Source organism: Aurantiacibacter sediminis, assembly GCF_016019885.1.
GTDB lineage: Bacteria > Pseudomonadota > Alphaproteobacteria > Sphingomonadales > Sphingomonadaceae > Alteraurantiacibacter > Alteraurantiacibacter sediminis.
The window spans coordinates 264908-289017 of the sequence record NZ_JAEANY010000004.1 but is presented as its reverse complement, the minus strand read 5'-3'; the positions used below and the strand labels follow the sequence as shown (position 1 = coordinate 289017).

23 protein-coding genes and 1 pseudogene are annotated in these 24110 nt (G+C 56.4%); 14 read left to right on the top strand and 10 right to left on the bottom strand.

Features of this window, described 5'->3' with window-relative positions; translation table 11 throughout:
* The first annotated feature begins 46 nt into the window (after positions 1 to 46).
* The 7 genes from I5L03_RS12865 to I5L03_RS12835 all read left to right on the top strand — a co-directional run bounded on the left by I5L03_RS12865 (position 47) and on the right by I5L03_RS12835 (position 8811).
* Complete coding sequence (locus tag I5L03_RS12865; protein ID WP_197922417.1) at positions 47 to 1636, top strand: class I adenylate-forming enzyme family protein; 1590 nt, start codon at positions 47 to 49, stop codon at positions 1634 to 1636.
* Positions 1633 to 2361, top strand: a complete 729-nt coding sequence (locus I5L03_RS12860; RefSeq protein WP_197922416.1) for an enoyl-CoA hydratase/isomerase family protein — start codon at positions 1633 to 1635, stop codon at positions 2359 to 2361. Before I5L03_RS12865 ends, I5L03_RS12860 begins: the two co-directional genes overlap by 4 nt.
* Positions 2358 to 2996, top strand: coding sequence for an enoyl-CoA hydratase/isomerase family protein (locus I5L03_RS12855; protein ID WP_197922414.1), 639 nt, complete (start codon positions 2358 to 2360; stop codon positions 2994 to 2996). Before I5L03_RS12860 ends, I5L03_RS12855 begins: the two co-directional genes overlap by 4 nt.
* Before the next feature lie 4 nt (positions 2997 to 3000).
* Positions 3001 to 4128 (top strand): acyl-CoA dehydrogenase family protein, encoded by a 1128-nt coding sequence (locus I5L03_RS12850; RefSeq protein ID WP_197922412.1) that lies wholly within the window; start codon positions 3001 to 3003, stop codon positions 4126 to 4128.
* Positions 4129 to 4202: 74 nt separating this feature from the next.
* Positions 4203 to 5348: an MFS transporter gene (locus I5L03_RS12845; protein WP_234035247.1), complete on the top strand. Its 1146-nt coding sequence runs from the start codon at positions 4203 to 4205 to the stop codon at positions 5346 to 5348.
* Positions 5349 to 5494: 146 nt separating this feature from the next.
* A complete protein-coding gene (locus tag I5L03_RS12840; protein WP_197922408.1) occupies positions 5495 to 6499 on the top strand; it encodes a Rieske 2Fe-2S domain-containing protein in 1005 nt (334 codons plus the stop codon).
* Positions 6500 to 6528: 29 nt separating this feature from the next.
* On the top strand, positions 6529 to 8811 hold the full coding sequence (locus I5L03_RS12835) for a molybdopterin-containing oxidoreductase family protein (RefSeq protein WP_197922404.1): 2283 nt from the start codon (positions 6529 to 6531) through the stop codon (positions 8809 to 8811).
* An 8-nt stretch (positions 8812 to 8819) separates the two neighbouring features.
* On the opposite strand, the gene I5L03_RS12830 is transcribed toward I5L03_RS12835, so the two are convergent.
* Entirely contained in the window at positions 8820 to 9698 is an 879-nt protein-coding gene (locus I5L03_RS12830) for a helix-turn-helix domain-containing protein (RefSeq protein WP_197922403.1), read from the bottom strand.
* 217 nt (positions 9699 to 9915) lie between these two features.
* Here I5L03_RS12830 and I5L03_RS12825 point away from each other — a divergent pair, with 217 nt between their 5' ends.
* Positions 9916 to 10713: an SDR family NAD(P)-dependent oxidoreductase gene (locus tag I5L03_RS12825; protein WP_197922401.1), complete on the top strand. Its 798-nt coding sequence runs from the start codon at positions 9916 to 9918 to the stop codon at positions 10711 to 10713.
* A 10-nt stretch (positions 10714 to 10723) separates the two neighbouring features.
* On the opposite strand, the gene I5L03_RS12820 is transcribed toward I5L03_RS12825, so the two are convergent.
* On the bottom strand, positions 10724 to 11659 hold the full coding sequence (locus I5L03_RS12820; protein WP_197922400.1) for an NAD(P)-dependent oxidoreductase: 936 nt from the start codon (positions 11657 to 11659) through the stop codon (positions 10724 to 10726).
* 77 nt (positions 11660 to 11736) lie between these two features.
* Here I5L03_RS12820 and ilvD point away from each other — a divergent pair, with 77 nt between their 5' ends.
* From ilvD to I5L03_RS12800, 4 genes are all read left to right on the top strand, one after another.
* Positions 11737 to 13407, top strand: coding sequence for a dihydroxy-acid dehydratase (ilvD, locus tag I5L03_RS12815; protein WP_197922398.1), 1671 nt, complete (start codon positions 11737 to 11739; stop codon positions 13405 to 13407).
* A gap of 165 nt (positions 13408 to 13572) precedes the next feature.
* Positions 13573 to 14559, top strand: coding sequence for a GTP 3',8-cyclase MoaA (moaA, locus tag I5L03_RS12810; RefSeq protein WP_197922396.1), 987 nt, complete (start codon positions 13573 to 13575; stop codon positions 14557 to 14559).
* Positions 14556 to 15161, top strand: coding sequence for a molybdenum cofactor guanylyltransferase (gene mobA / locus I5L03_RS12805; protein WP_197922394.1), 606 nt, complete (start codon positions 14556 to 14558; stop codon positions 15159 to 15161). Before moaA ends, mobA begins: the two co-directional genes overlap by 4 nt.
* The gene (locus I5L03_RS12800; RefSeq protein WP_197922392.1) at positions 15158 to 16345 is read left to right on the top strand and encodes a molybdopterin molybdotransferase MoeA; all 1188 of its coding nucleotides are present in this window, start codon (positions 15158 to 15160) and stop codon (positions 16343 to 16345) included. The genes mobA and I5L03_RS12800 overlap by 4 nt, the downstream gene beginning before the upstream one ends.
* Before the next feature lie 18 nt (positions 16346 to 16363).
* Here the strand turns inward: I5L03_RS12800 and I5L03_RS13500 are convergent, their stop codons facing one another.
* The gene (locus tag I5L03_RS13500; protein WP_234035246.1) at positions 16364 to 16735 is read right to left on the bottom strand and encodes a cupin domain-containing protein; all 372 of its coding nucleotides are present in this window, start codon (positions 16733 to 16735) and stop codon (positions 16364 to 16366) included.
* Between the two features lie 521 nt (positions 16736 to 17256).
* Here I5L03_RS13500 and I5L03_RS12790 point away from each other — a divergent pair.
* Positions 17257 to 19608 (top strand): TonB-dependent receptor, encoded by a 2352-nt coding sequence (locus tag I5L03_RS12790; RefSeq protein WP_197922390.1) that lies wholly within the window; start codon positions 17257 to 17259, stop codon positions 19606 to 19608.
* A gap of 84 nt (positions 19609 to 19692) precedes the next feature.
* Here I5L03_RS12790 and I5L03_RS13640 read toward each other — a convergent pair whose 3' ends face one another.
* The 5 genes from I5L03_RS13640 to I5L03_RS13635 form a co-directional block, all read right to left on the bottom strand.
* Positions 19693 to 19914, bottom strand: coding sequence for an SCP2 sterol-binding domain-containing protein (locus tag I5L03_RS13640; protein WP_407647635.1), 222 nt, complete (start codon positions 19912 to 19914; stop codon positions 19693 to 19695).
* Between the two features lie 96 nt (positions 19915 to 20010).
* Positions 20011 to 21375: an NAD(P)/FAD-dependent oxidoreductase gene (locus tag I5L03_RS12780; protein ID WP_197922383.1), complete on the bottom strand. Its 1365-nt coding sequence runs from the start codon at positions 21373 to 21375 to the stop codon at positions 20011 to 20013.
* 2 nt (positions 21376 to 21377) lie between these two features.
* Positions 21378 to 22013, bottom strand: a complete 636-nt coding sequence (locus I5L03_RS12775) for a 4Fe-4S dicluster domain-containing protein (protein WP_197922381.1) — start codon at positions 22011 to 22013, stop codon at positions 21378 to 21380.
* The gene (locus I5L03_RS12770; protein WP_197922379.1) at positions 22013 to 22540 is read right to left on the bottom strand and encodes a hypothetical protein; all 528 of its coding nucleotides are present in this window, start codon (positions 22538 to 22540) and stop codon (positions 22013 to 22015) included. The genes I5L03_RS12775 and I5L03_RS12770 overlap by 1 nt, the downstream gene beginning before the upstream one ends.
* Before the next feature lie 36 nt (positions 22541 to 22576).
* Positions 22577 to 22732 carry a hypothetical protein gene (locus I5L03_RS13635; protein WP_407647640.1) on the bottom strand — a complete coding sequence of 52 codons (156 nt, stop codon included), beginning with the start codon at positions 22730 to 22732 and terminating at the stop codon, positions 22577 to 22579.
* A 268-nt stretch (positions 22733 to 23000) separates the two neighbouring features.
* Here I5L03_RS13635 and I5L03_RS13630 point away from each other — a divergent pair.
* Positions 23001 to 23105 (top strand): annotated as a pseudogene (locus tag I5L03_RS13630) (IS6 family transposase); the annotation flags it as partial.
* Between the two features lie 191 nt (positions 23106 to 23296).
* Here the strand turns inward: I5L03_RS13630 and I5L03_RS12765 are convergent.
* Both I5L03_RS12765 and I5L03_RS12760 read right to left on the bottom strand, forming a co-directional pair.
* Positions 23297 to 23608, bottom strand: coding sequence for a GDSL-type esterase/lipase family protein (locus I5L03_RS12765; protein WP_325100206.1), 312 nt, complete (start codon positions 23606 to 23608; stop codon positions 23297 to 23299).
* Between the two features lie 3 nt (positions 23609 to 23611).
* A complete protein-coding gene (locus tag I5L03_RS12760) occupies positions 23612 to 23950 on the bottom strand; it encodes an SGNH/GDSL hydrolase family protein (RefSeq protein WP_197922376.1) in 339 nt (112 codons plus the stop codon).
* Positions 23951 to 24110 lie beyond the last annotated feature (160 nt).

Genomic DNA, 24110 nt, shown 5'->3' with positions numbered 1-24110 from the left:
TCAGATCGTCATACAAAAAGGTCGAACGCTTTCCAACATCTTTTTCATGGAAGGCGTTGCAGAGCCCTTAAATATGGTCAGGGAGAGTAAGGTTTTGGACAGCTTGGGACATCTGTTTGCCGAGACGCTGGCGAGCGATCCGCAGCGGCTTGCAGTCGTCGATACGGGTAGCGATGGAACCACGCGTTCGCTGACCTACGCGCAGTTAGATCTACAGCTCAACCGCATGGCTAATGCAGCTTTGGCGCTCGGACTGGAAGGTGGCGACCGCGTTGGTGTAGCTCTTGGCAACAGTTTGGAATTCGTGATCGCGACCTTTGGCCTAATGCGCGCAGGGGTCGTGCCGGCACTATTCAATCCGCGCCTTTCGACTGATGATCTGGCCTTCATGATCAATGATGCTGGGGCGAAGATGGTGCTCACCGATACTCTTTCTGCTCCGGCCTACGATGCTATCGACCAGGTCAATTCTGCTCTTCAGAGAGTTCATGTTGGTGATGGTACGGATTACATGTGCTTCTCGAACCTTCTGGAAGAAGCAAGCGAAGCGGCCCCGGCATTCGTAGCTAGCGATGAGGATATCGCGCTGCAAATCTATACTTCTGGGTCAACCGGCAGGCCTAAAGGTGTCAGATTACCGCATCGTTCGCAAATTCGTCACTTTCAAGATCAACGTTCATTTTACGGGCAAATTTACACCAAGCCTCCGGTCAATCTGATCGCTGCGCCGATGTTTCATAAAAACGGCACAGGTATGATGAAAACGGTATTTGCCACGGGCGGCACCGCTGTCATCATGCCGCGCTTCGATGCGCGGGCGTTTCTGGAGAATATCGCTGCGCATGAGGTCACAACGTTCACTGCAGTCGCGGCCATGCTCAATATGATGCTGGCGCATGATGATTTGCTGGAAGCGGGCGATTTTTCGCGGCTGGACGCGATTATGGTCGGGGCCAGCCCCAGTGGGCGCGTGTTGCTCGATAAGGTTGCGGGCATCTTTGGGACGAGGCTGTTCCATATGTTCGGTACGACGGAAAGTGGAGCTGTCATGGGGCATGATCCGGCACGCGAATATACATTAGACAGCTGCGGGAAGCCTTTGCCGGGTGTGGAAGTCAAGCTGATCGACCCTGAGACCGGCGACGAGGCGGATCAGGGTGAGTTGTTTGTCGCCGGACCTGGCTTGGCGCTTGGTTATCACAATCGTCCCGAAGTACAGGCCGAGAGGTTTCGCGATGGTTGGTATGCGACCGGCGATATACTCTCTCGCGACGATGAAGGGTTTTACTTCTTTCGCGGGCGCGTAGACGATATGTTCGTTTGCGGCGGAGAGAACGTTTATCCGCGAGAGGTAGAGCGGCAATTGCTGGATCACCCTCAAATCGCGCAAGCCTTTGTCGGCCCAATCCCTCATCCGATAAAGGGACAAGCTCCCGCAGCGGTGATCTTGTCACGCGGCGACAGGCCCGATCCTGCTCAGATCAAGCAATGGTATCTCGATCGCTCACCAGCGTTCAGCCTGCCGCGACTGATTATTTTTCGCGATGAGTTTCCACTCGCGCCCACTGGCAAGGTTGATGGCAAGGTATTGGAGGCGGAGTTGCTGGCCGAAGCCCAGAAGGAAGCGCAAATATGAGCGGCCATGGCATTGTCGGCATTCATGAAGGTGGCGTTGCGCATCTGACAATTGACCGCGCCGAACAGAAAAACACGCTCGGCCCCGATCAGTTCGCCGCTCTATTGGATCTCGTTCGGGCGGCAGATGCCAACGATGATGTGCGCGTCGTTTTGCTGACAGCGGCTGGCAAACATTTCAGTACGGGAGCAGATACTCGCGCAAAATGGCCTGTGGCCGAGGCGGCTATTGTCGAAGAAGGGCACGCGGAGCGACAGGCGTTAATGCAATGCTCCAAGCCAGTGGTGGTTGCAGCGCAAGGCGCGATTATCGGTGCAGGTGCGGAACTGGCGCTTACCGCTGACATAATTCTGATGGGCGAAGGAGCATTTTTCAGCTTTCCGGAAATGCGAATGAACACGCTGACGCTTGCCGGGACAATCGGTCGTCTGGTTTCGCTTGTCGGACGTTTCGCCGCTGCAGAAATCGTTGCTTCGGGGAGGAAGGTTGGCGCCGATGAGGCGATGCGGATTGGGCTGGTATCGCGCGCAGTCGCCGACGAGAATCTTGCCGATGCAGCGCACGAACTAGCTACTGTGTTGGCAAGTAAGCCGTCAGCGCTGTCAGCCGATTTCAAAGCATTGCTACGCGATGCGGACATGGCCAACGCGATTGAACGCCTTGATGCGGAGCGCGCTGCCTCAGCAAGGGCTTTCTCCGCGATGATGGCGGCCATGGGCGGGTGAGCGAGAAGTTCCTCCTCGACCGTCCAGAGCGAGGCAACGCGCTGGATCCTGCAACAATGGCGGCCTTGATTGAGCGGCTATCTGGCGAAGGGCCGCTTATTATCGGTGGAAAGAACAGTACGTTTTGTACCGGAGTGGACTTGAAGTTCGCGGCAAGTGACCCTTTTTTGGCGACGAATTTGACGTTCGACTTGTTCGATGCACTCGCTTCGTATCGCGATCCCGTTGTGGCTTCAGTGGAAGGAGCGGCATGCGGAGCCGGATGGTTGCTTGCCGCGCTGTGCGACACGATTGTTACTAGCTCAGAGGCGACATTTTCACTGGTGGAAGTCAAGATTGGCATCCCGTCCTTTGTCGCTGTGGACATTCTAGGCGACCGGCTCCCGCTTCATCTGCGCACCGCCGCTATCTTCAATGCTGAGCCATTGTCAGGCACTACCTTGGCCGCGCTTGGACTGGCGAAACTCGCCGAAAGCTTAAAACCCGATGACCATGCGATGATGCTGTCAAATCAACTGGCTGCGCATCCCGCAGCAGGTCGTCGCGCCCTCAGTGCTTACTCCAGTTCTGCCCTGCAAAAGCGGCTCATCGCCGCGCGCGAGGCTTCCCTCGATTATCTAAAGAAGAGTTCATAATATTATGGCCGAAACCGAAAATATCACCGCAATCCGCGATTCCGCTGCCGCTTTTGTCTCGGCCGAAGTTTGGCCAAATATCGATGAGCTTGATCAGCCCGAACCGATACCGAAATCGATCTACAAGAAACTCGCTGAGTTCGGCTTCCTCGGCTGCACAGTTCCCGAAGAATACGGTGGCTCTGGCTTGTCGATGCGCGAATATCTGGTTGTTTTGGAGGAGCTTTCTAAGGGGCACAGCGCAATGATGTTGGCGGTCACCATGACCAGCGGGCCGATCTCCAATGCTATCCTGCTGGGCGGTAGCGAGAGCCAGAAGGACATCCTCAAGCGTATGTGCGCAGGCGATATCAAGATCGCATTCGGGCTGTCCGAGCCGGAAGCAGGCTCAGACGCGCAATCAATGCGCTGCACAGCAGAGCGGGTTGACGGTGGCTGGAAACTCAACGGGATTAAGCAATGGATCACCTGGGGGGCGGAGGCCGAGTATGTTTTGGTGATGGCGGTGACCGACAGGGAGAAACGCGCCAAAGGCGGTATAACCGCATTTCTTGTCCCCGCGGATACGCCAGGCTTCAAGGTCGCCAGCGTCGATGTGTCCATCGGCAATGATTTGCTTGCGGAGCTGCACTTCAATGATTGCGTCGTGTCTGACGATACGATCATCGGCGGGGTCGGGAACGGGTTCAAAGTCGCCATGAGCAGCTTGGACGAAGGGCGACTTGGTGTTGCTGCGGGCTGCATTGGCGCAGCGCAGCACGCGCTCAATTTGTCAGTGGAATATGCCAAGAACCGTCAAACTTTCGGGAAGCCACTTGCATCGCGTCAGGCTATCCAGTGGATGATTGCTGATAGTGCGGTCGAACTTGCCTCTTGCCGCGCGCTCTACGAGCAATGCATTCAGAAGGTGGAAAGCGAAGGACGTGCGACGACCCTTTCAAGCATGGTCAAGCTGACTGCGTCAGAAATGGTTGGCCGCGTGGCGGATCGCGCAATGCAGATCCACGGCGCGTCGGGCATGGTCCGCAGCACGGGCATTGAACGGATCTATCGCGAAACACGGCACTACCGCGTCGGTGAAGGGACATCCGAAGTGCAGCGCATGATTATCGCGCGCGAGTTGTTGTCATAGCTGAAGCTTCCTCTCCCACGATCCGAGGCGAATTTAAAGCGCGCTGGCCAACTGTACTGGGCGCAGCAATCGGCATGGGATCGGGTGCCGTCATGTTGGGCTTCGTGTTCAGTTTCTTTCTTGCACCGCTGTCGGCGGAATTCGGCTGGAGTCGTAGCGCCATTTCAATGGCGCTGTTTCTGATCCCCGCTTCGGCTTTGGTTATGCCGGTGGTCGGTGCGCTTATCGACAAGCATGGTGGCTTCCGCGTGGTGGTCCCCTCTATCCTCATGCTGAGTGCTGGCTATGTTCTTGTCACCTTTGTCTCAGGCGCCATCTGGACGTTCTACGCAGCTTTGGCACTTACGCTCGTGCTTGGAATTGCTTCCGGCCCCATTGCATACTCGCGTGCTGTGGCGGGCGCGTTCTCGAAAGCGCGGGGAATGGCGCTGGCGCTGGCGCTATCCGGGTCATCGATTTCGGCCATTCTTCTGCCGCCTGCTGTGGAGTGGTTGATCAGCAACGAGGGATGGCGTGCTGGCTTTCTGTTTCTCGCTGCAGTCGCGACGATCTTTGGATTGCCTGCTGCATGGATCGGGCTTCGCGGTCGCTCGGTTGAACAACCAAGCGAAACAAAGAGCGCACCGATATCGATCGTGCAACATCTGCGTTCGCGACACTTACCATTACTGATGGGCGCAGTGTTCTTCACCGGGCTTCCCGTTTTCGGTCTGGTATCGCAATTGCGTGCATTGCTGGATGACCGTGGGTTCAGCACGGGTGAGGCAGTCTTCACAGTGTCGCTTGTCGGAGGAGCGGTCTTGGTGGGCAGGATAGCGACGGGGCTTTTGATTGATCGAATTTGGGCACCCGGTGTCGCGGCGGCAATTGTGTTGCTGGCAATGATTGGCGCGGTGCTCCTTACGCAATCCGATGCTGTCTTCTGGCTGACCGCGACGGGCGTATTTCTGATTGCAATGGCGCAAGGGGCAGAGCTCGATCTAATTGCTTTTCTTACCGCGCGCTATTTTGGCATGGAAGCGTTCGGGCGGCTCTACAGTTTTGTCTATCTCGCCTTCGCGATTTCGCTGCCTGTTGGTGCCACTCTATTCGCTGCCAGCTTTGATATTGTCGGCTCATACTCGCTCGCGCTGTATATGTCCGCAGCCGGTTTTGCGCTTGCGGCGGCTTTGTTTCTGGCCCTTGGTCAATATCCGGTTGCACAAAAAGCCGAAACGTAATGGCGTTTTCGGAATGCTGTTTGGCCCCAAACCGCAAAAAGAACCCTGTAGCGCGAACACCATTTAGGGTAGAAAATCATCAGAAACCCCTGCACGTGCGCATGCATGCAAGAGAGTGGGCGTTCACTAAGTTTGGGAGATAGGAAATGGAACAACAGACTTTGCAGCGCTCGGCCGCGGCAGCAAGCAAACCGCGCAATGAGAAGTTGAACTGGCCGCTCATCCCAGAAGGAGAGGGCGGTTTCTCGCAGGTCTGGAATCCTATCTGCCTGAGTTCTGATGTCGAGGCCGGACAGGTCAAAGGCTACGACTTTCTTGATGGCAAGATTGTCGTGTTCAGGGGCGAGGACGGTGTGGCGCAGGTGCTCAGCGCGTTTTGCCCGCATATGGGTGCTAATCTTGCGAAGGGCGATGTAAAGGGTAACGAACTACGCTGCGCCTTCCATCATTGGAAGTTTGACCGTGGCGGTGCTTGCACCGAAATCCGTGTCGGAGATCCTGTGCCAAAGTCAGCCAAGGTCTTTCGCTTCCCAACCAAAGAGAAGTACGGATTGATTTGGGCCTTTAACGGCGATGAGCCGCTCTATGATCTGCCTAGTTTCTCAGAAAATGAAGATGATTTGCTATTCAAAACAGAGTTTCACTCGCACATCCCGCATGATCCGGCCATCGGCGTGGCAGGCGCGTTTGACATGCAGCATTTCTGGGCGGTCCATGAATTTGAGGTCGACCTTGCCAAGCATGATAAGGACTTCACCTTCCACGACCATCACGCCCACCAGAAAATCACGGCAACCATCATCGCCGACGGCTCGCCAGTTCGTTGGGAAGTCGATGTGTTCGGGACCAATTTGATCTTTATGGAAGGCACGAATGACGGCCTATGGCACGGGCATATCTCAGCCAGCTGTCAGCGCCGACCAGGGGAAACCGAGATGTTCATGATAACCTGCGTTAAAAAGGAAGTAGGACGCGAGGCGTTGGAAATGATTGCGGGGCACCATAATCACGAAGCACAAAAGGATGTCGATCTGCTCGAAACCTCGCGCTTCAACTGGGGCACTGTAACGCGCACGGATAAGGCTTTGGGCAAATGGCTGCGCTACGTTCGCGATTATCCGCGTGCGCACCCTTCGGATGGATTTATTTAACCATCTTGAAGAGCAGATCGGAGAGCGTAATGCCTGCGCAGCATGACAAAGTGGTGCGCACGGTGTGTTCGCCCAATTGCTCCGGCACATGCGGGGTCAATGCGTTCGTCAAGAATGACCGCATTACAAAACTGGAGCCCGCATCATTTCCGGTACCTGGGTTCGAGCGCATTTGCCTTAAAGGTATTGCGATGGCGATGGAGCGATTGCACCATCCCGATCGGCTGAAATATCCTCTTCGCCGCGTTGGTGAACGCGGCGAAGACATGTGGGAGCGGATCACTTGGGAAGAAGCCTACGCCGATATTGCTGCTAAACTTCAGGCAGCCGCTGCAAAGCACGGCCCGCAGACCAACGCGTGGCTGAACATGACCGGCAATTATGGCTTCAAGGCGATCACTTCCGCCACGCGCACAGCCAACTGTCTGCATGGCACCGCACTCACCAATGCCGGGTTGATGAGCGACTTTGCCGGTTTCGTCGAAGTAATGTCATCCATGGGGATGCCGTATTGCAACGAAATCGGCGATATCGTAAATGCCAAATATATCATGCTGGTGGGCCGCAATGTTGCCGATACCGCGCATAGCGAAATGCATTTCATTTTCGATGCGATGGAGGCTGGTGCGAAGCTGGTGGTGGTCGACCCGCGCTTCTCGCGCACGGCGGCCAAAGCAGATGAATGGCTGTCGCCTCGCCCCGGTACTGATGCAGCGCTTACATTGGGCATGATCCATGAGATCGTCCATGCTGGATTGATGGACGAGGACTATCTCGCTGCCCATACTGACTGCCCATTTCTGGTGCGCGAGGATGGCCGCTTGCTTGATATGGCCGAAATCGCCGAAGGAGCTGAGCCTGGTCGTGTAGTATTGGACGCCGAGAGCGGTGAACCTATCGCCGCGATGGGTGCGAGCGCACGGCTGCGGGGTGAGTTAAAGGTCACGCTTCTGGATGGAAGTGTAGCCAAATGCCGCACAACGTTCGAGGTGATGCTGGAGGAATGGGAGCAATACACTCCTGAAGTGGCTAGCGAAATCTGCGGGGTTCCTGCTGAGCAAATCCGCCAGACCGCGCATGAATATGCAAATACTCAGCCGGCGTGGATCTGGCTCGGTGAAGGCCCGCAGCGCTATTATGACGGTCAACTCGCCTATCGGGGCTGGATTACGCTAGCTGCGCTATGTGGTAATATTGGTAAGCCCTATTCGGGGGTAAATGTCATCGACGGCGCACATCTGATGTTGCTGATGAACCAACCCGATGAATGGGCGATGCCAGGTGGCAATGCTGGAACACCGCTGCCGGGTGTGAAGATGCTGGACGCGATTGCCGATGGTGATCCCTATCCCATCCGCAGCCTTTGGCTCGCAGGTTATAATTTCAGCACGCAAAGCCCATATTTCAAACGTTTCGTTGAGGATGCGTTGCCTAAGCTTGATCTGTTTGTGGTCAACGAACAGGTGATGACACAGACGGCGCGCTACGCCGATTATGTGCTTCCGGTCACGTCCTATTTCGAGGACGATATGGACCTGGTCGGCGGCGGCGAGACTTGGTTCGTCCAGCTACGCCGGCGCGCGGTCGAGCCGATCGGCGAATCGCGCAACGATTATGAGATATTCGCTGGATTGTGCGAAGAAATGGGCGCTGGCGAGCATTGGCGGATGACGCCCGACGAGATTTGCGAATTCGCACTGAAGAACAATAAGCATCCGGGCATCGCCGCCATCGATTGGCCAGAACTTCGCGAAAAAGGCGTAGTTCAAGTCAATATTCCGCGCCCGCGCGTACCGTTCGGTGACAAGATATTTCCCACACCCTCTGGGAGGCTGGAGCTCTATCATGAGGCGTTCGTCGGTAGCGGCGAGGGGGTCATGACACACAAGGAACCGATCGAGAGCCGTCGCCAGCCCAAGGCAAAAATCTATCCGTTCACTTTCATTACTTACAAACACGTCCATTCGGCGCACAGTACACACCTCAACCTCCCGCTAATCAACCAAGTTCTGCCAGAACCGCGCGTGGAGATAAATCCAATCGATGCCGCGTCGCGGGGGATAGCCACCGGTGATGCGGTGCGGGTGTTCAATGACCGCGGCTCCTTTACAAGTACCGCTACGGTAACTGAAGCAACCCCGTCAGGCGTGCTATCGATGCCGCAGGGTTGGTCTCATGAACGCTTTGCTGATGGGCATCCCAGCGATCTGGGCCACATAAAACCCAATGCTGTGCAAGAGGCTGTGATAGGCGAGGCGAATTATCCGGTTTGGGATGTGCTGGCGCAGATCGAGTTGGCAGGTGGTAATTGAAGCACTCCCTAGTCGCTCTTGGCGGCGCTTTTGCGGAACGCTTTAGGCGATTGATCGAAACGGTCGGAAAAAGCGCGAGAGAAATGAGAGCTGCTAACAAAGCCTGAATCGTAGGCAATAGTAGTGATCGACATATGGTTAAGCGGGTCTGTCAGAATCTTGGCTGCATGGTCGATCCGGGCATTGCGCAAGAGGGTGCGGAAATCGGCATCGTTCTCTGACAAAACCCGCGACATTTGCCTTCGCGACAATCCGCACGCTGCCGCGACATTAGCTGCATTCAAGCCCGCATCGTCGAAGTTTGCATTGAGGTAATCCACCACTCGCTCATACCGCGTACTGCGACTGTCGGGCCGTTCAAATGTGCGCCGATCGTAAAAGGCAGCGGCGATCATTCCCGCAAAATTTTCTAAGTATGAATCGAGCCCCTGGGTTCGGCCGTTCGCCACCTCGCTTGCCAATGAACGCGCCAACCCGGCCACAATTGCCCCACCGCCGATATATGCTGAAATGGCAACGTTTTCCGCTTGCTCGGCGAAGCTTGCAGACTTGGTGAGTTCTTCCATCGGCACGTGAATGCACAAATACCGGCAAACCTCGGCATTGCCTGCGTGGACCGGCACCGGTTTACGCGCCAATACGAGCTCGCTCGGACGGTCCACCGGGACGCTCTCTTTTTCGTGGAGCCACGAACGGCCTGAAAGCATCAGCGACAGAATTGGCCGCTCGAAAGCCGGCTTCGCACCGTCAGGCAAGTCAAAATAGAGCGATCCGTCGGCCTCCAGCCAGCTAAAGCACCAATCGCCAACTTCAACGATGCGCAATTCGCATTTACTGTGCGGTGCGACGCGCACGGCGGAGAAACTGTTACGACTGCGGTCGGACATTACCGCATTCTTCGGCACTAAATGGTGCAAAACAGTTTTCGCATCGGGGGGGATAGCCATCGGTTTCAAATAGCAGCTTTGGCCGAGCCGAGCTAGTCCGCGGCGCAGCGGGTCAAGACCTTTCGCGAGCACTATGAGACGACAATATACGAAAGCCTGCGAACGAACAGGGCGACATAGGGAATTCGGTAGAGTCTACCGAACAAGGGGATAAGACTTGGAAACCGGCCTTACGAACAAGCGCGTATTTATTTCCGGCTCCACCAGTGGGCTGGGCATGGCGATGGCGAAAGCATTTGCGGCAGAGGGCGCAAAGGTTTGCGTGCACGGACGCGATGAGGCACGCGCAAAGGCGCTGGCTGACGAACTCGGCACCAGCGCACGCTATGTATTAGGTGACCTGCGCGACCATGATCAGCTCGGCGCTATTATCGACACAATTGGTAGCGATTGGGATGGTATCGACGTCCTAGTTAACAATGCCGGCGGCCAGGGCAATCTTATGGCCGGGTGGCTCGATCTGGAAGTCTCAGAATGGCGCGATATGTTTGAGGGCGATTTGCTCGGCGCTGTGAGGCTTACCAAGGCATTCGTGCCTGGTATGATGGCGCGCGGATGGGGACGGGCAATTCAGGTCAGCACCGGTTTTGCCTATCAGCCCGCAGCCATCGCGGCGCACTATGCGGCCAACAAGGCAGCGATAAGCAATGCGACCGTCAGCTTATCGAAAAATGTCGGCTCTGCGGGCGTTACGGCAAACGCTATTGTGCCAGGCGCAATCCATACCGAACGGCTTGAAACGTTATGGCGCGAAATGGCGGGTAACATGGGCTGGGGAGAGGATTGGGAGACAATCGAGAAAGCTGGCGTGCAGCAATTCGTGCCGAATCCCACCGGGCGGTTGGGGCGACCTGAAGAAATCGCGCATGCAGCCTTGTTTCTCGCCAGCGAAGGCGCGTCTTATGTCAACGGCGTAAACCTGCGCGTCGATGGTGGCGCGGTCGGGATCTATTAACACCGGCAGTTCAGCGTTGGCGATAGATATCCACGAGCGAGCGACCGGCAACGCAATTCGCGGCATTGGCGTAAGTCTCATTCGCCATGCGGATACGCGCTTCCTCGGTAGCGCTGCCGCGATGGGGGGAAAGCAGCACATTATCCAGAGCCATGAAACGCGGGTCGATCTTGGGCTCGTTCATAAAGACATCGAGCGCAGCGGCCCCCAAGCTGCCGTTTTCCAAAGCGTCGAGCAAAGCCGATTCATCGACCACACTACCGCGCGCGATGTTAACGAACAGGCCATCCGGTCCGATTGCTTCGATGACTATATCGCTAATCAACGGTTCGCTGCCGCCACCAGGAATGGCGGCGACCAACACGTCGACAGTTCTTGCAAGCTCGACCGGACTGTTGGCATATTGATAGGGGCTGTCCGCAATGGCACTGCGATTGTGGTAGCTAATGTCCATTCCAAATGCGGCGGCGAGCCGCGCAATTTCGGATCCGATTCGGCCCAGCCCCAATATGCCGAGCGACAATCCACGCACCGAACGCGTCAGCGGCGTAGACCACCTGCCAGCGCGAACCAGTCTGTCGCCGGCACCGATCCGGCGTATCCCGCCCAGCATCAGCGCCATTGCCATGTCAGCTACATCATCCGTCAAAGCATCTGGCGTGTGCGTGAGCACAACACCGCGCCTTTCCAACGCGGCATGGTCTACCAAATCTACTCCCACCCCGAAATTGGCGACGAGCATCAAATCAGGCATCGCCGCGATCATGTCCGCAGTTACCGCCACTCCGGAATGGCTAAGCATAACTGGTATGCCAGCACCGTTCGCCTCAAGCCACCCTTGCGGATTACTTTCTTCGAACAGGGCTTTGATCACCAAATCGGTAGGGGCGGTATAGCTCTCCGGGACTGGAAACGCCGCGATTTGGACTGCATCGTATTTCGTCATCACCGTCTTTCGATTGGCGCGCGTAAAACCATCGCTCCGCCTGACGTAGCCCCATCACACAAAAAGGCCGCAATGTCATGACCAAACCGAAATGGCCCTCCCGAGCGATTACCGATGGGCTGGACCGCGCCCCGCATCGTGCCTTTCTTCGCGCGATGGGACTGGACGATGCCGCCATCGCCAAGCCATTCATAGCGTTGGCAGGAACGGATAATCAGGTTACGCCGTGCACCATGTCTCTGCCGCCGCAAATTGCGGAAGGCAAAGCGGGCATTGTGGAAGGTGGTGGGACGCCGTTTTCGTTCAACACCATCAGCGTAGCCGATTCGATGTCGATGAATCACAAGGGTATGCGTTTCAGCCTCGTGAGCCGAGAGATCATCGCAGATAGCGTCGAGGCGATGATGCGGGGCCACGAATATGATGGACTGCTGGCATTCGGCACGTGCGACAAAACCTTGCCGGGCATGATGATGGCGATGGTGCGCGTCAACCGTCCATCTATATTTGTATATGGAGGCGCGGCCTTGCCGGGCCTTTGGCAGGGTCGCGATGTTGGGATTGTTGATGTCTATGAGGGCGTGGGCGAGGTGTATTCCGGCGCAATGGAAGAAGATGAGTTGCGGCGAATGGAGGAGATAGCCGTACCCACCGTAGGGTCTTGCGCCGGGCAGTTCACCGCCAACACCATGGCGATGGTCGGAGAGGTGATGGGCCTGTCATTGCCACACACCGCGTTGACCCCGGCGGTGTATTCATCACGCAAAGCGCTAGCGCGGTCGGCAGGGCGGCGGCTATCGGAATTGGTGCTGCAGGACGGCATTCTCCCGCGCGAGTTGGTCACGATCAAGGCGCTTGAGAATGCGGCGGCAGCCGTCGCAGCAACAGGCGGTTCCACCAACGCGGCGCTTCATTTGCCAGCCATCGCGCATGAAGCCGGATTGTCCTTTCCGCTGGCGCGCATCGCTGAAATATTTGCTCGCACGCCATTACTTGCTGACCTCAAGCCAGGCGGAAGGTTCTGGGCGCGCGATGCACATCACGTTGGCGGCGTGCCGACTTTGTTGCGCATCATGCGCGACGCAAACGTTCTGCACGCCGACTGCCTAACGGTGTCGGGGCAAACGCTGGGCGAGATTGCGAATGAGGCGATGGAGCCCGATGGAACGGTGTTCCGGTCCGCTGAGCGCGCTATCAGCCCTACCGGAGGTGTGGTTATCCTCACAGGCAATTTGGCTCCGGAAGGCGCGCTTCTGAAAGTCGCAGGACTAAAGCGGCTAGTTCATGAAGGTCCGGCGCGTGTGTTCGAGGGCGAAGAGGCTGCTGTCGAAGCAGTGCGTGCGAGGCAATATAAAAAAGGCGATGTGCTGATCATACGCGGCGAAGGTCCACGCGGCGGGCCCGGAATGCGAGAAATGCTGGGTGTGACGGCTCTTATTTACGGGCAAGGTGCCGGGGAGGATGTAGCGCTCATCACCGATGGCCGTTTTTCAGGCGCAACGCGCGGAATGTGTATCGGCCATGTCGGGCCCGAAGCGGAGCAAGGTGGACCGATAGCCGCACTTCGCAATGGTGATATTGTCAGAATTGATGGCGATGCCTGCACTATCGAAGTCCAATTAAGCGAGCAGGAAATTGCGCGGCGTATCCAGGGTCTGGCAAAGTTGGAAGAGGAGACACTGCCGCCTACTTTAGCGAAGTACAAGAGGCTGGTAGGCGGCGCTGCGGACGGTGCGGTGACGCACTAGGTGTGCGATTGGCGAGTATAGGCAAGCAGGCTGCGGGCGAGCGTGTGAATGCCGCATTACGCACCCGACCCCGCTCTTTTCGCCAAGGCTGTATAAAGCAAAACCATGAATTCTGAACCGGCACGACAACGTGATTACTTGCAGGCGCCTGCTTCGGGCAGGCCAATGGTGGATGGCTTCGGGCGACATATCAATTATGTGCGCATGTCTGTGACTGACCGGTGCGATTTCCGCTGCCGGTATTGCATGTCCGAGCACATGACATTCCTGCCGCGCAAAAATCTACTCACGCTGGACGAGATTGTTGATTTAGCCGCGATGTTTGTTAGCCGCGGGGTCAAGCGGATCCGGCTTACTGGGGGTGAGCCGCTGGTGCGTAAAAATATCGAACTGGTATTCGAGCAGGTTGGCATGATGATTGGGCCAGGCGCGGACCAGCTTACCGAGCTTACCATGACAACCAACGGCTCACAGTTGGAACGGTTCGCCATGCCGATGGCCGCCGCTGGCATCAAACGCATCAATGTAAGCATGGACACGCGCGACCCGGACACATTCCGTCATCTGACACGTGGCGGTGATCTGGCACAGGTGCTGCGCGGGATTGATGCGGCCGAGGCGGCCGGGATCGCGGTAAAAATAAACATGGTAGGGCTTGTCGGCATCAACGATCAGGAGATAGGCGACATGCTACAATGGTGCGCATCAAACGGTCGCGATCTGACGCTAATCGAGACCATGCCACTGGGCGAGGTAGCGGAAGACCGCATAGAGTATTACCTCCCACTGGACGGTGTGCGCAGAGACCTTGTGCAGCGGTTTGGCCTGACGGAAAGCGGCCATCGCACAGGCGGGCCGGCGCGCTATATGGCGGTTCCGGATTATGGCACAATGATCGGGTTCATTACCCCGATGTCGAAAAATTTCTGCGCTGGGTGCAATCGCATACGGGTGGCGGCAACGGGCACGGTGTTCGGTTGTCTCGGCCATGATCAGCGAGTTGAATTGCGTGATGCCATGCGCGAGGGCGGGCCCGAACATACGTCCGCGCTACTCGACCGCTTGCTCGCGGGAAAGCCGCTTCGTCACGAATTCGATATTCATGCCGCTAGGCCCGCAGTCGCGCGGCATATGAGCGTGACTGGCGGATGAGCGAAGCGCCCTTCGTGCTCATTCTGGCGGGTGGCGCGGCGTCGCGGATGGGTGGTGTCAAGCCCTCGCGCAAATGGGGCAGTGGCACATTGCTGAACCATGTCGTTTCCCTAGCGAGGCGGTGGTCGCACGATCCAGTGGTCGCTGTCCGACGCGAGCGCGATGATGGGACACCCGATTGTCGGACTGTCGATGACCGCCGCGATGTGGATGGCCCACTGGCAGGGTTGGCGGCTGGGCTGGATGAGGCAATCGCTTGCAGCAAGACGCGGCTTTTGCTGCTTCCATGCGACATGCCTTTCTTACCGATTGATTTGCCGGATCGACTGGCAGCGGCGCTTGAAGCTCAATCTGCTGCAAGCTGCGCAATCGCCAGGAGTGGTAGTGACAGTCATTACGACTGCTCGTTGTGGTCGGTGGCTGCGCTGCGCGAAGTGCTTCCATCCTACCTGCAAGCTGGGCATCGCTCGCTGCAACGGCTGAGTGCAAAACTCGGCGGGGTCGCAGTTCAGTGGGCCGTCGGGCACCGCGATCCGTTTCTGAATGTGAACGAATTAGGAGCGTTGGAACGGGCGCGTCAGATGCAGGATGACGCGCAATGATCGGTTTCGAAGAGGCATGCGACATTATTCTCAGCCGCGCGCGGCCTTTATCAGCCGAAATGGTCGACCTAGCACACGTGCATGGACGGGTGCTCGCTCAATCCGTGACTGCAGCAGTCGAATATCCGCCGGCTGATGTGTCGGCAATGGATGGTTATGCAGTGGCCGATGCGGATCTGGCCACGCTGCCCGCGCGGTTGCTGGTCGACGGGAAAGTGTTTCCTGGCGCGTCGAACGAGACACCGCTGAAAGTTGGTTCCTGTCGGCGGATATTTACCGGTGGGTTCGTCCCCGCTGGCGCGGATCGGGTTGTGATGCAGGAGAATGTCGAGACGGATGGCGACTTCGCGATTGTCTCGGAGTTCTCTCCGGGCAGCCGCAACATTCGTAAGCAAGGGTTCGATTTTCGACGCGGTGATACCCTGCTCAGGGCGAATATTCGATTGGATCACCGCGCCGTAGTAGCGGCGGCTGGTGGTGATGTAAGCCAGTTCTCGTGCTGGCGCAGGCCGCGTTTGGCAGTGCTTGCAACAGGTGACGAACTGACCGAGCCAGGAACGGCAAGTACCACCCCCGACACTATTCCTGACAGTGTCTCCTTCGGTGTCGCTGCTCTGGCGGAGCATTACGGCGCTTCAATTGTATCGCGTTGCAGCCTGCGCGATGATTTGCCGCAGATGGAGCGCGCGGCGGGCAAAGCTTCAAACACCGCTGATGTCGTCGTTGTGACAGGAGGCGCGTCGGTGGGCGAGCGCGATTTTGCCAAAATGATGTTCGAGCCGCACGGCTTAGAGCTATTCTTCTCCAAAGTTGCAATGAAACCAGGCAAGCCCGTTTGGTTCGGCCGCGTAGGTAATGCGCTGGTCATCGGTCTGCCTGGTAATCCGGTTTCTGCGATGGTCACGGCGCGATTATTGCTCGCGCCGCTGTTGCTCGGATTGGGCGGATCTGACCCGCAAGAGGCGCTTGATTCGATAGAGTGCGAACTAAACCACGACCTGTCTTCCTCCGGCGAACGCGATGTTTTCCACCGCGCAAAGCTGGCGCATGATCGACGCGTCGATATAATCAGCAGTCAGGATAGCGCCGCGCAGCGAGCGCTCGTCGATGCCGATCTGCTCCTTCGCGCGCCAGCCGGAAGCAGTTTCGCGAAAGGCGAAAAAATTCAGGCCATCAATTTCTGATAATTCAACGGCGAGCGCCTACTGTTCAGCCGCTGCAGGTTCACCATCGATTGGCTCGTTGGCCACACCGACCAATACTCCGACCAGGACCGCTTTGGTGTCAGTGCGGTTTTCCCAAGTGTGATTAGCGCCGCCCTGCACCATCATATCACCTTGGCGCAGCGTGATTTCCTCATCGTCAAGGATAAGCACCAACTCACCTTCTGCGATGTAACCATAATCGATTGTCGGGGTTTTGTGCATCAGCGGATGACTATCTGGGTGATCCCCGGTCATTACACCGGCCAGTTCCGGCATCGATTCTACCGCGCGCTGCATCGCTTCAGGGTCGCTCGGCCAAAATTCGATCTTCGCAAACAACGTCTCACCAGGCGCGAGTTCTGTCACCATCTCGGTGGCCAAGCAGTCATTCGCGCTGGTGACAGGCAAAAAACATCGGAGCGGTGAGGTTGCGCCCATCACTGTTGCGCTCATCACGCCAGGCAAACCCGCGACGGGCTGAGCGTATTCATCGTGTAACGCGATTGACCGGCCTTCGCTGTTCTCCCCGGTGACAACCACGCGCACACCCGCATCAGCTTCGGTCGGGTCGTGCCCTGCGCTTGGTGCCGCGCCTGTGATTGCTAGAGCGAGACCAAGCCCGACTAATACGTTACGCGTCAAAGCAACCTCTCCATTATGTAGCTATCCGTGAGCAGTACGTTCTATCAGACTTTACGCGCCGCTCTGATCCGTACCCGTTCTTATGGCGCAATAAGAACACTAACGGGCCGCTCTAAGCAAATCTTAAATCGGCGTCGTTGGTAACGAGCTACCAAGCGCCAGATTAAGGCGCGTTATGGGAGAGAACAGTGGCCTACACTTGCAAAGCACGTTTGACGCGTGCGTTATTGACGACCGCAGCGTTGCCTGTGGCCGCCGCGCTCGCATCGACTACGGCTCATGCACAAGACGATCCTGCGGGACCGGATACTGACGAGACGGCTGCGCCCACGCAGGAAGTCGGCGTCGGGACAATTATCGTCACGGCGCAGAGGCGTGAACAGGACCTGCAGGAAACGCCGATCGCCATTACTGCGCTTGGCGGAGATGATCTCAATACCAGATCGGTTGAAGTTCTAACGGGCATCGACGCCTTCGTTCCCAATGCGCGGATTATCAATGGCGCTGGTCGATCCTCCAGCCCCAGCGCGGCATCGTTCTTTATCCGCGGTATAGGACAGACTGACTTTATTTTCAGCACCGATCCCGGCGTGGGCTTATATGTCGACGGGGTTTATCTGGCGCGTTCGCCAGGAAGTGTGCTCGATCTAGGCGATGTCGACCGGCTAGAGGTGCTGCGCGGACCTCAAGGCACTCTGTTTGGGAAGAACACCATTGGTGGCGCGATCAATGTGGTCACCAGGCAGCCTAGTTTTACTCCCGAGGGCGATTTCGAGTTTAGCTACGGCAGTTTCGACACCTACCGTGCGAGCGGATATGTTAGCGGGCCACTGTCAGACCAAGTCGCTGCAAAACTTTCCGCAACATATACCAATTCTGATGGTTATGGTGACATCTTCAATGTTGCTACTGGCGAGCAGGTAGGTGAAGCGGGCGCGCGTGACGATATTGTCGTTCGCGGTGCGTTGCTGTTCGAAGTGAGTGATACGTTCAGCATCGATGTTGGCGGTGACTATTCGCGGCTGCGCGATACGCCAACTCCGGTTGGCAGCCAGTTCAATCCCAACGCGCCCTTGCTTCAACTGTACAACGCATTTGTGGCCGGCCCCACCGGATTTCCGTTGGATGCGACATTCCCGCAAGCCGAACGGTTCGACAGTTTCGCCACTAATGGGACAAACGAAGCAAATATCGACAGCTTCGGCGTTCGCGCTACTATCACTGTCGAACTGGGCGCGGTGGAGCTTAAATCCATCACGGCCTACCGCGAGCTCGACAGCTTCATCTTCTCTGACGCGGATGGCACTCCGTCCAGCTTCTTCTCAACTAATGTCAGCACCGAGCAAGAGCAATTCAGTCAGGAGATAACCTTCAGCGGCGAAGCGTTCGATGACCGTCTTACATGGTTGGTTGGCGCGTATTATCTCAACGAAACCGCTTTCGAAGCAAATGTTGGCGCTGCATTGGATGGCCTGTATCAGGCATTTGAAGCTTTGCCGGGCCCGATCATTCCGTTGGGTCCGGTGATGTGCCCACCTGCGCCGCCGCCCGCGCCCCAACCGCCCCTTTTCCCATGCGCGGGTGGGGCAGGAAACCCATTAAACTTGGCGTTCGACAACAGCACTACCAATGTGACGACGTATAACACGGATAGCTATGCTTTGTTCGCCCATACGACGTTTGCACTGACCGATGCTCTGAGCGTTACAGCGGGTGTGAGGCAGACGTGGGAAGAAAAGGGCGGAGTGGTGAACAGCCTCAGCTTCCCGGCTAGCGGACGCGATATCCTGCCGCCGAACACGCCTTTCGGAGATACGTTCAGTTCTTTCTCTCCAACGATTGCGCTAGACTATCAGTTCAACGACAACGTCCTTGGATACGTATCGGCCAGTCGGGGCTTCAAAAGCGGGGGATTCAACGCGCGAGCCCGTAGCGCCGCCAGCTTCAATTCCTTCGGGCCCGAGAACGTCTGGACTTACGAGGCTGGTTTGAAGCTGGATCTCGCCGACAACCGGCTGCGGGTGAACTCGGCGGTATTTTACAACGATTATACCGATCTGCAGCTGACTCGCGAAATTCCAGGTTCGATCGATGTGCAAGTGGTTAACGCCGGTGAGGTTTCGATCAAAGGCTTTGAGGTCGAAATTTTTGCGCAACCCACGCCGCGGTTCAGCTTGAATGCTGCCGTCGGTTATCTGGATGCCCAGTATGAGAGATTGGACCCTGGTGTGCCGATTGCACTGGATGCGAGCCTGCCGGCAATTTCCGACTGGACGGTGAGCGCAGGCGCTCAGCACGTGACGCCAATCGGGGCTGATTGGGAGCTCTTGGTGCGGGGTGATGTGGCTTACCGATCCGACTATTTCAACGATATCGGTAACAGTCCAAATATAGATCAGGATGGTTACGCCTTGGTCAGCGCTCGCATTATGCTCTCGCAAGCTGATAGCGGGCTGTCTTTTAGTGTATATGGCACCAACCTAACCGATGAGACTGTACTCGTCGGCGGTCTCGATGCGCTAGACGCGCTGGGTGTCGCTGTAACCCAGCTTGGTCAACGGCCGCGCGAAATCGGTGTGTCCTTCGGCTACAGTTTTTAAGTGATAGCCGACAACTATCTGCGCCATCGAAGCGGCAGATAAAAAAGGCCAGCGCGAACGGAAGGTTCGCGCTGGCCTTTTTTTTTATATACTGGCGGATCTGGTTGATCGTCCCACTCCTCGAGAAAACGCTTCACAGCAGGCTGAAGCTGCATCGATAGTGAGACCGCCTTGCATCATTTCCTGCTGCGGATCGAGCGTACCTAATGGCATTGATTCGAATGTTTCACGCGTCAAAATGATGGTGTAATCGGGGGGCTGTCGTCGGTGTTGGCGTTTTCGCCCCAAAGTAACTTTACCCAACATCCTTGAAATCGAACTTGTCGGATTTGGTCAGGGCGCAGACATCCTCCATCGCTTTTCGAACATTTCTGCGATTACCTAGACAGGGGCTATGATGCCTTATCCTGCCGTTTCAGCCTTACTGTAGGGCCAGGATGTTGCGGCTAATTGTTTCTTGCGTTCGCTGCGTTCAAGCCACGCTTCGTCAAAATCGATGACCACTTTGCGGGGCACGACGTTGTCGAGCACATAGGACGGGTCTGCCGCTTGCTCGCGTGTAAGCGACACACCGCTATCCAGCATGCGCCGCGCCGCGCCGAATTCGCCGGGACGGTTAATGCACATGTAGGCGGTGAAGCGATCGCCAACGAAATGGAAGACGGCGAATTGCCCATCCTCTGGCCCAGTTTCTGGATCGCCGCGAACGATAAATTCGGAATTTTCACCAGGCACGCCCACGCTTTGCAAGCGCAGATCATATTGATCGGACCAAACCCACGGCGTTTGCGCGTAAATTACCTGTTTGCCGGCAATTGAGGCTGCTGCGGTTTTGGACTGTTCGATGGCGTTATGGACAGTTTCCAGTCGCAAGCGATGCCCGTCCATCAGCGGATTGGGATGATTGGTGCAATCGCCTGCCGCAACAATGGCGGGATCGCTTGTGACGCCGTACTCATCCACCACAATACCGTTTGCGACGGCAAGGCCTGCTCGACTGGCGAGCTCCTCATTCGGCAAGATACCGATCCCAACCAATACCAAGTCTGCGGCGAAATGCCGACCATCAGCAGTGCAAACACAGAGTCCAGCCTGATCGTCACGGCGAATTTCAGAGGTCGTCACATTTCGCTCGATCTTCACGCCATTGTGCTGATGATAACGTTCAAGAAAGCTGGCGACTGGGAGAGGCACAGCGCGCGGCAGGATTTGCTCACCACTCGATAACACCGTCACCTGACGCCCAGTGGCCACCAAGGCAGCGGCGCTTTCCAGCCCTATGAAACCGGCGCCGATCACGACGACATTGCGCGCTTCGGCCAAGTGTTCGCGAATTTGGCGGACGTCGTCCAGCGTGCGTATGTAATACACGCCTCTATTCTCCGCGCCCGCAATGTCGAGTTTGCGAACCCTTGCGCCGGTCGCGATAGCCAACCTGTCGTAGGTTAATGTGCTGCCATCGGACAGCGCCAGCAATTGTGCATCGCGATTTATAGCGTCCACGCTGACACCCAGTTTCAGGGCGACATTGTGTTTCTCGTAAAAGCTTGCGGGGCGGTATTGCAGCCAATCTTCGTTATAATCCTTGACCAGAAAGCTCTTCGACAAGGGAGGTCGGCAGTAAGGCAATTCCGCCTCTTCACTTACCAAGACGACTTCGCCCTGCCAGCCGTGCCGACGCACCTCCTCCACCATCTGTGAAGCTGCCTGACCGCCGCCAATAATCACGGCGCGCTGGTTTGCGCTGTCTTTTGGATCGCCAGCCATGCTCAAGGTTCCGTATAGTAGATCTGCGGTTTCGCGCCGGTATGCTCGTTCAGCACTCTCGTCTCGCGCGTGGCGAGGATCTGCGCGACCTTGCTATCGGGATCGTGAATATCGCCGTGATAAATCGCACGGGTCGGGCAGACCAACTGGCACGATGGGACCAGCCCCTCCTCTAGCCGGTGCTTGCACATATCGCATTTATTGGCCGTGCCGACATCGTCGGAGAAGGACAGCGCGTTGTAAGGGCACACTTCCTCGCAACGGCGGCATCCGACACATTTATCTTTCGTCAGCTCAACCATCCCATTTTCGTCATTATGCCACAGCGCGGTGGTGGGGCAGACAGTGACACAAGGCGCGTCCTCGCAATGATGGCACATTGAAGGAACCCAATATTGCTGCAAGTTTGGGAACACGCCGCGCGGTTGTTCGAATACCGGATCGGAATCGGTATCATAAACTTGCAAACGCGATTTTCCGTTTTCCATCACATGCTCGACCTTGCATGCGATGACGCAAGTGTCGCAGCCGATACAACGCTTAAGGTCGATCACAAAAGCGAGCTGTTTGCCCGTCTTGTCGGAAGTTTGCGCGGCGGCTTTGGCGCGCGCGTCATCTGGCAGGGATATTTCGGGCATTAACGGCTTTCTCCATCTCTACCAGATGATTGAAATCGCATGACTCTCTCGTTGATTGAATCCTGCGCATAGCAAACGGTCAATTGCTGCACTTCGGTATAACGCCTTGCCAAATATTTGGTCCGCGAAACTTGCGGGATGCTGAAGATGCCGGGGCGCATCCTCTCCATTAAGGGTCTGTAAGTTTCTTCATTACCTTTTTTACGCGTGACTGGGCCTTCGCCAGCCAGCAATGCCTCCTTCGCCTCGCTCGCTTTCGCCAGCTGTCCGATAGCGCTGTCGCACATCATCGGATGGACCGAGCTGCCGTTCACTATGAGTCGCTCCCGCAGAAGGTCATTCTTGCCATCGCGCAGTAGAAAAGGCGTGCTCCAGCGCTTCTTCGTAGGCGCATTATCAAACAGTCCCGCTTCGTCGATAGCTTCTAACGTACCCTGAATACGGGGCAGGCCTCGTCCCAAGAGATTTGTCCCAGTTGCCTTCGCTTCGCTTGCCCAGACGGCGCAGAGGATGCGGCAGCCGGTCATTGGCACGCCCTCTTCGTGTTACGATCGCAATGCCATTCATGCAGATGCACGCGTAATTGTGATCGGGGGATTGCGTAGGCTCCAGTTTGAGAATGCAGCATTCTTGACGAACGCGCTCACGCCGCAATTGCCCGTGCAATTGGACGAGCATACAGTGCGTACGACCTTGTCCCAGTCGCTGGATCGTTTGATGACAATGCTCCCAAATTCTACAGACCCTTCCTTACCGCGATCATGTGCGCCAGCTTACCTTTAACAGCCAACAAATGTTTTAAGCTTGCCAGATGGCAAAAGCTTACACCGCCCTGAATCTCGCATCATTCTCCGCACAGTCAAAGGTATGACCATGCCCGGCACCGTCACAAGGTTCGCAGCCTGACGGTCTCATTGCTAGCTGGACTGGTTGAGCAAGCCGAAGGATCCGTTCGCCTGATCTCACTTGGCACCCGAAGTCGTCCCTATGGTCATGATGCTGTACGTGCGGTATCCGCCGTCGCTGCGGAACGTTGAAGATCTTCTATTCGAGCGCAGGATTGACATCGGGTATGAAACTGTGTGGCTCTGGTGGAATCGCATCAGTTAGATGAAGGGCTACACCCAGTGGCGCTGGTATGTCGGTCCTGATAAGTTGCTACGGATTTTTCGGATCAGCAGCTATCGTCCAAAACGGACCAGTGCCACTTATTGAGTGATGGAAAATCCTGAAAAACTGCAGTCTATTTGCAGTAGTCGTCAGAACTCCTATCGGTTTGATCATTAAAAAATATTTAGAATGAAAGATTTCAGTGGCGGTGTGATCGCTTCGTAACCCGCGGCGTTTAGATGTTGCAGGTCCGACCTGAAGAGGCTTCGGTCTGGGCTTCCGTTATTGAGCACCCATTCGCTCAGGTCGACATAGGTGACGGTGCCTTGCTCTTCCGCGAAGCGGCTCACTATCGTGTTCGAATCAACTGCTTCATCCCGTACATGCCATCGCAAAGGTGTGGGCAGAATACCGATGTAGATGATCGGCATACCTGGATACCGTGCCGCGATAGACTCAATGAATGATACCGTTCGATGACCCAATTCCTACCCATCTGCGGAGTTGAAAGAGAAGCCGTGAATGTCGTTGGTCCCGATGTACAGCACAACCATAGAAGGGTCGTAGGGTGAGAGCAGGCGCTCATCATGAAAATCGGCCTGCGCCGAATTCGCGCCACCAAAGCCATGGTTATAGATGGGTATGGGCGCGAGCGTTTCGTCAAGATCTGGCCAGAAAGCCACAGTCGAGCTGCCATAAAAAATGATTGGTCTCTCCAATACTCTGGATGCGGCTTGCTCCTCAAGTTTCTCAACATCGTCTTTGAAAAAATCGATCTCCTGTAACAGGAGTATTGCAACCTGAGAAACGATCACGAGGATGAGCAATAGGGCGCCGAACGTTAGCACCACTTACTTAGTCATGAATGTCCGGATCTTTCACTTTTTCGGTACCTTGGTCTGCTGGCTCGTTATGCACCCCTGTCCTTCGTCAGAATATTCGGTACAACTCGCGGCGTAGCGCTGCGGACTGTGAGCCTCGTCTAGG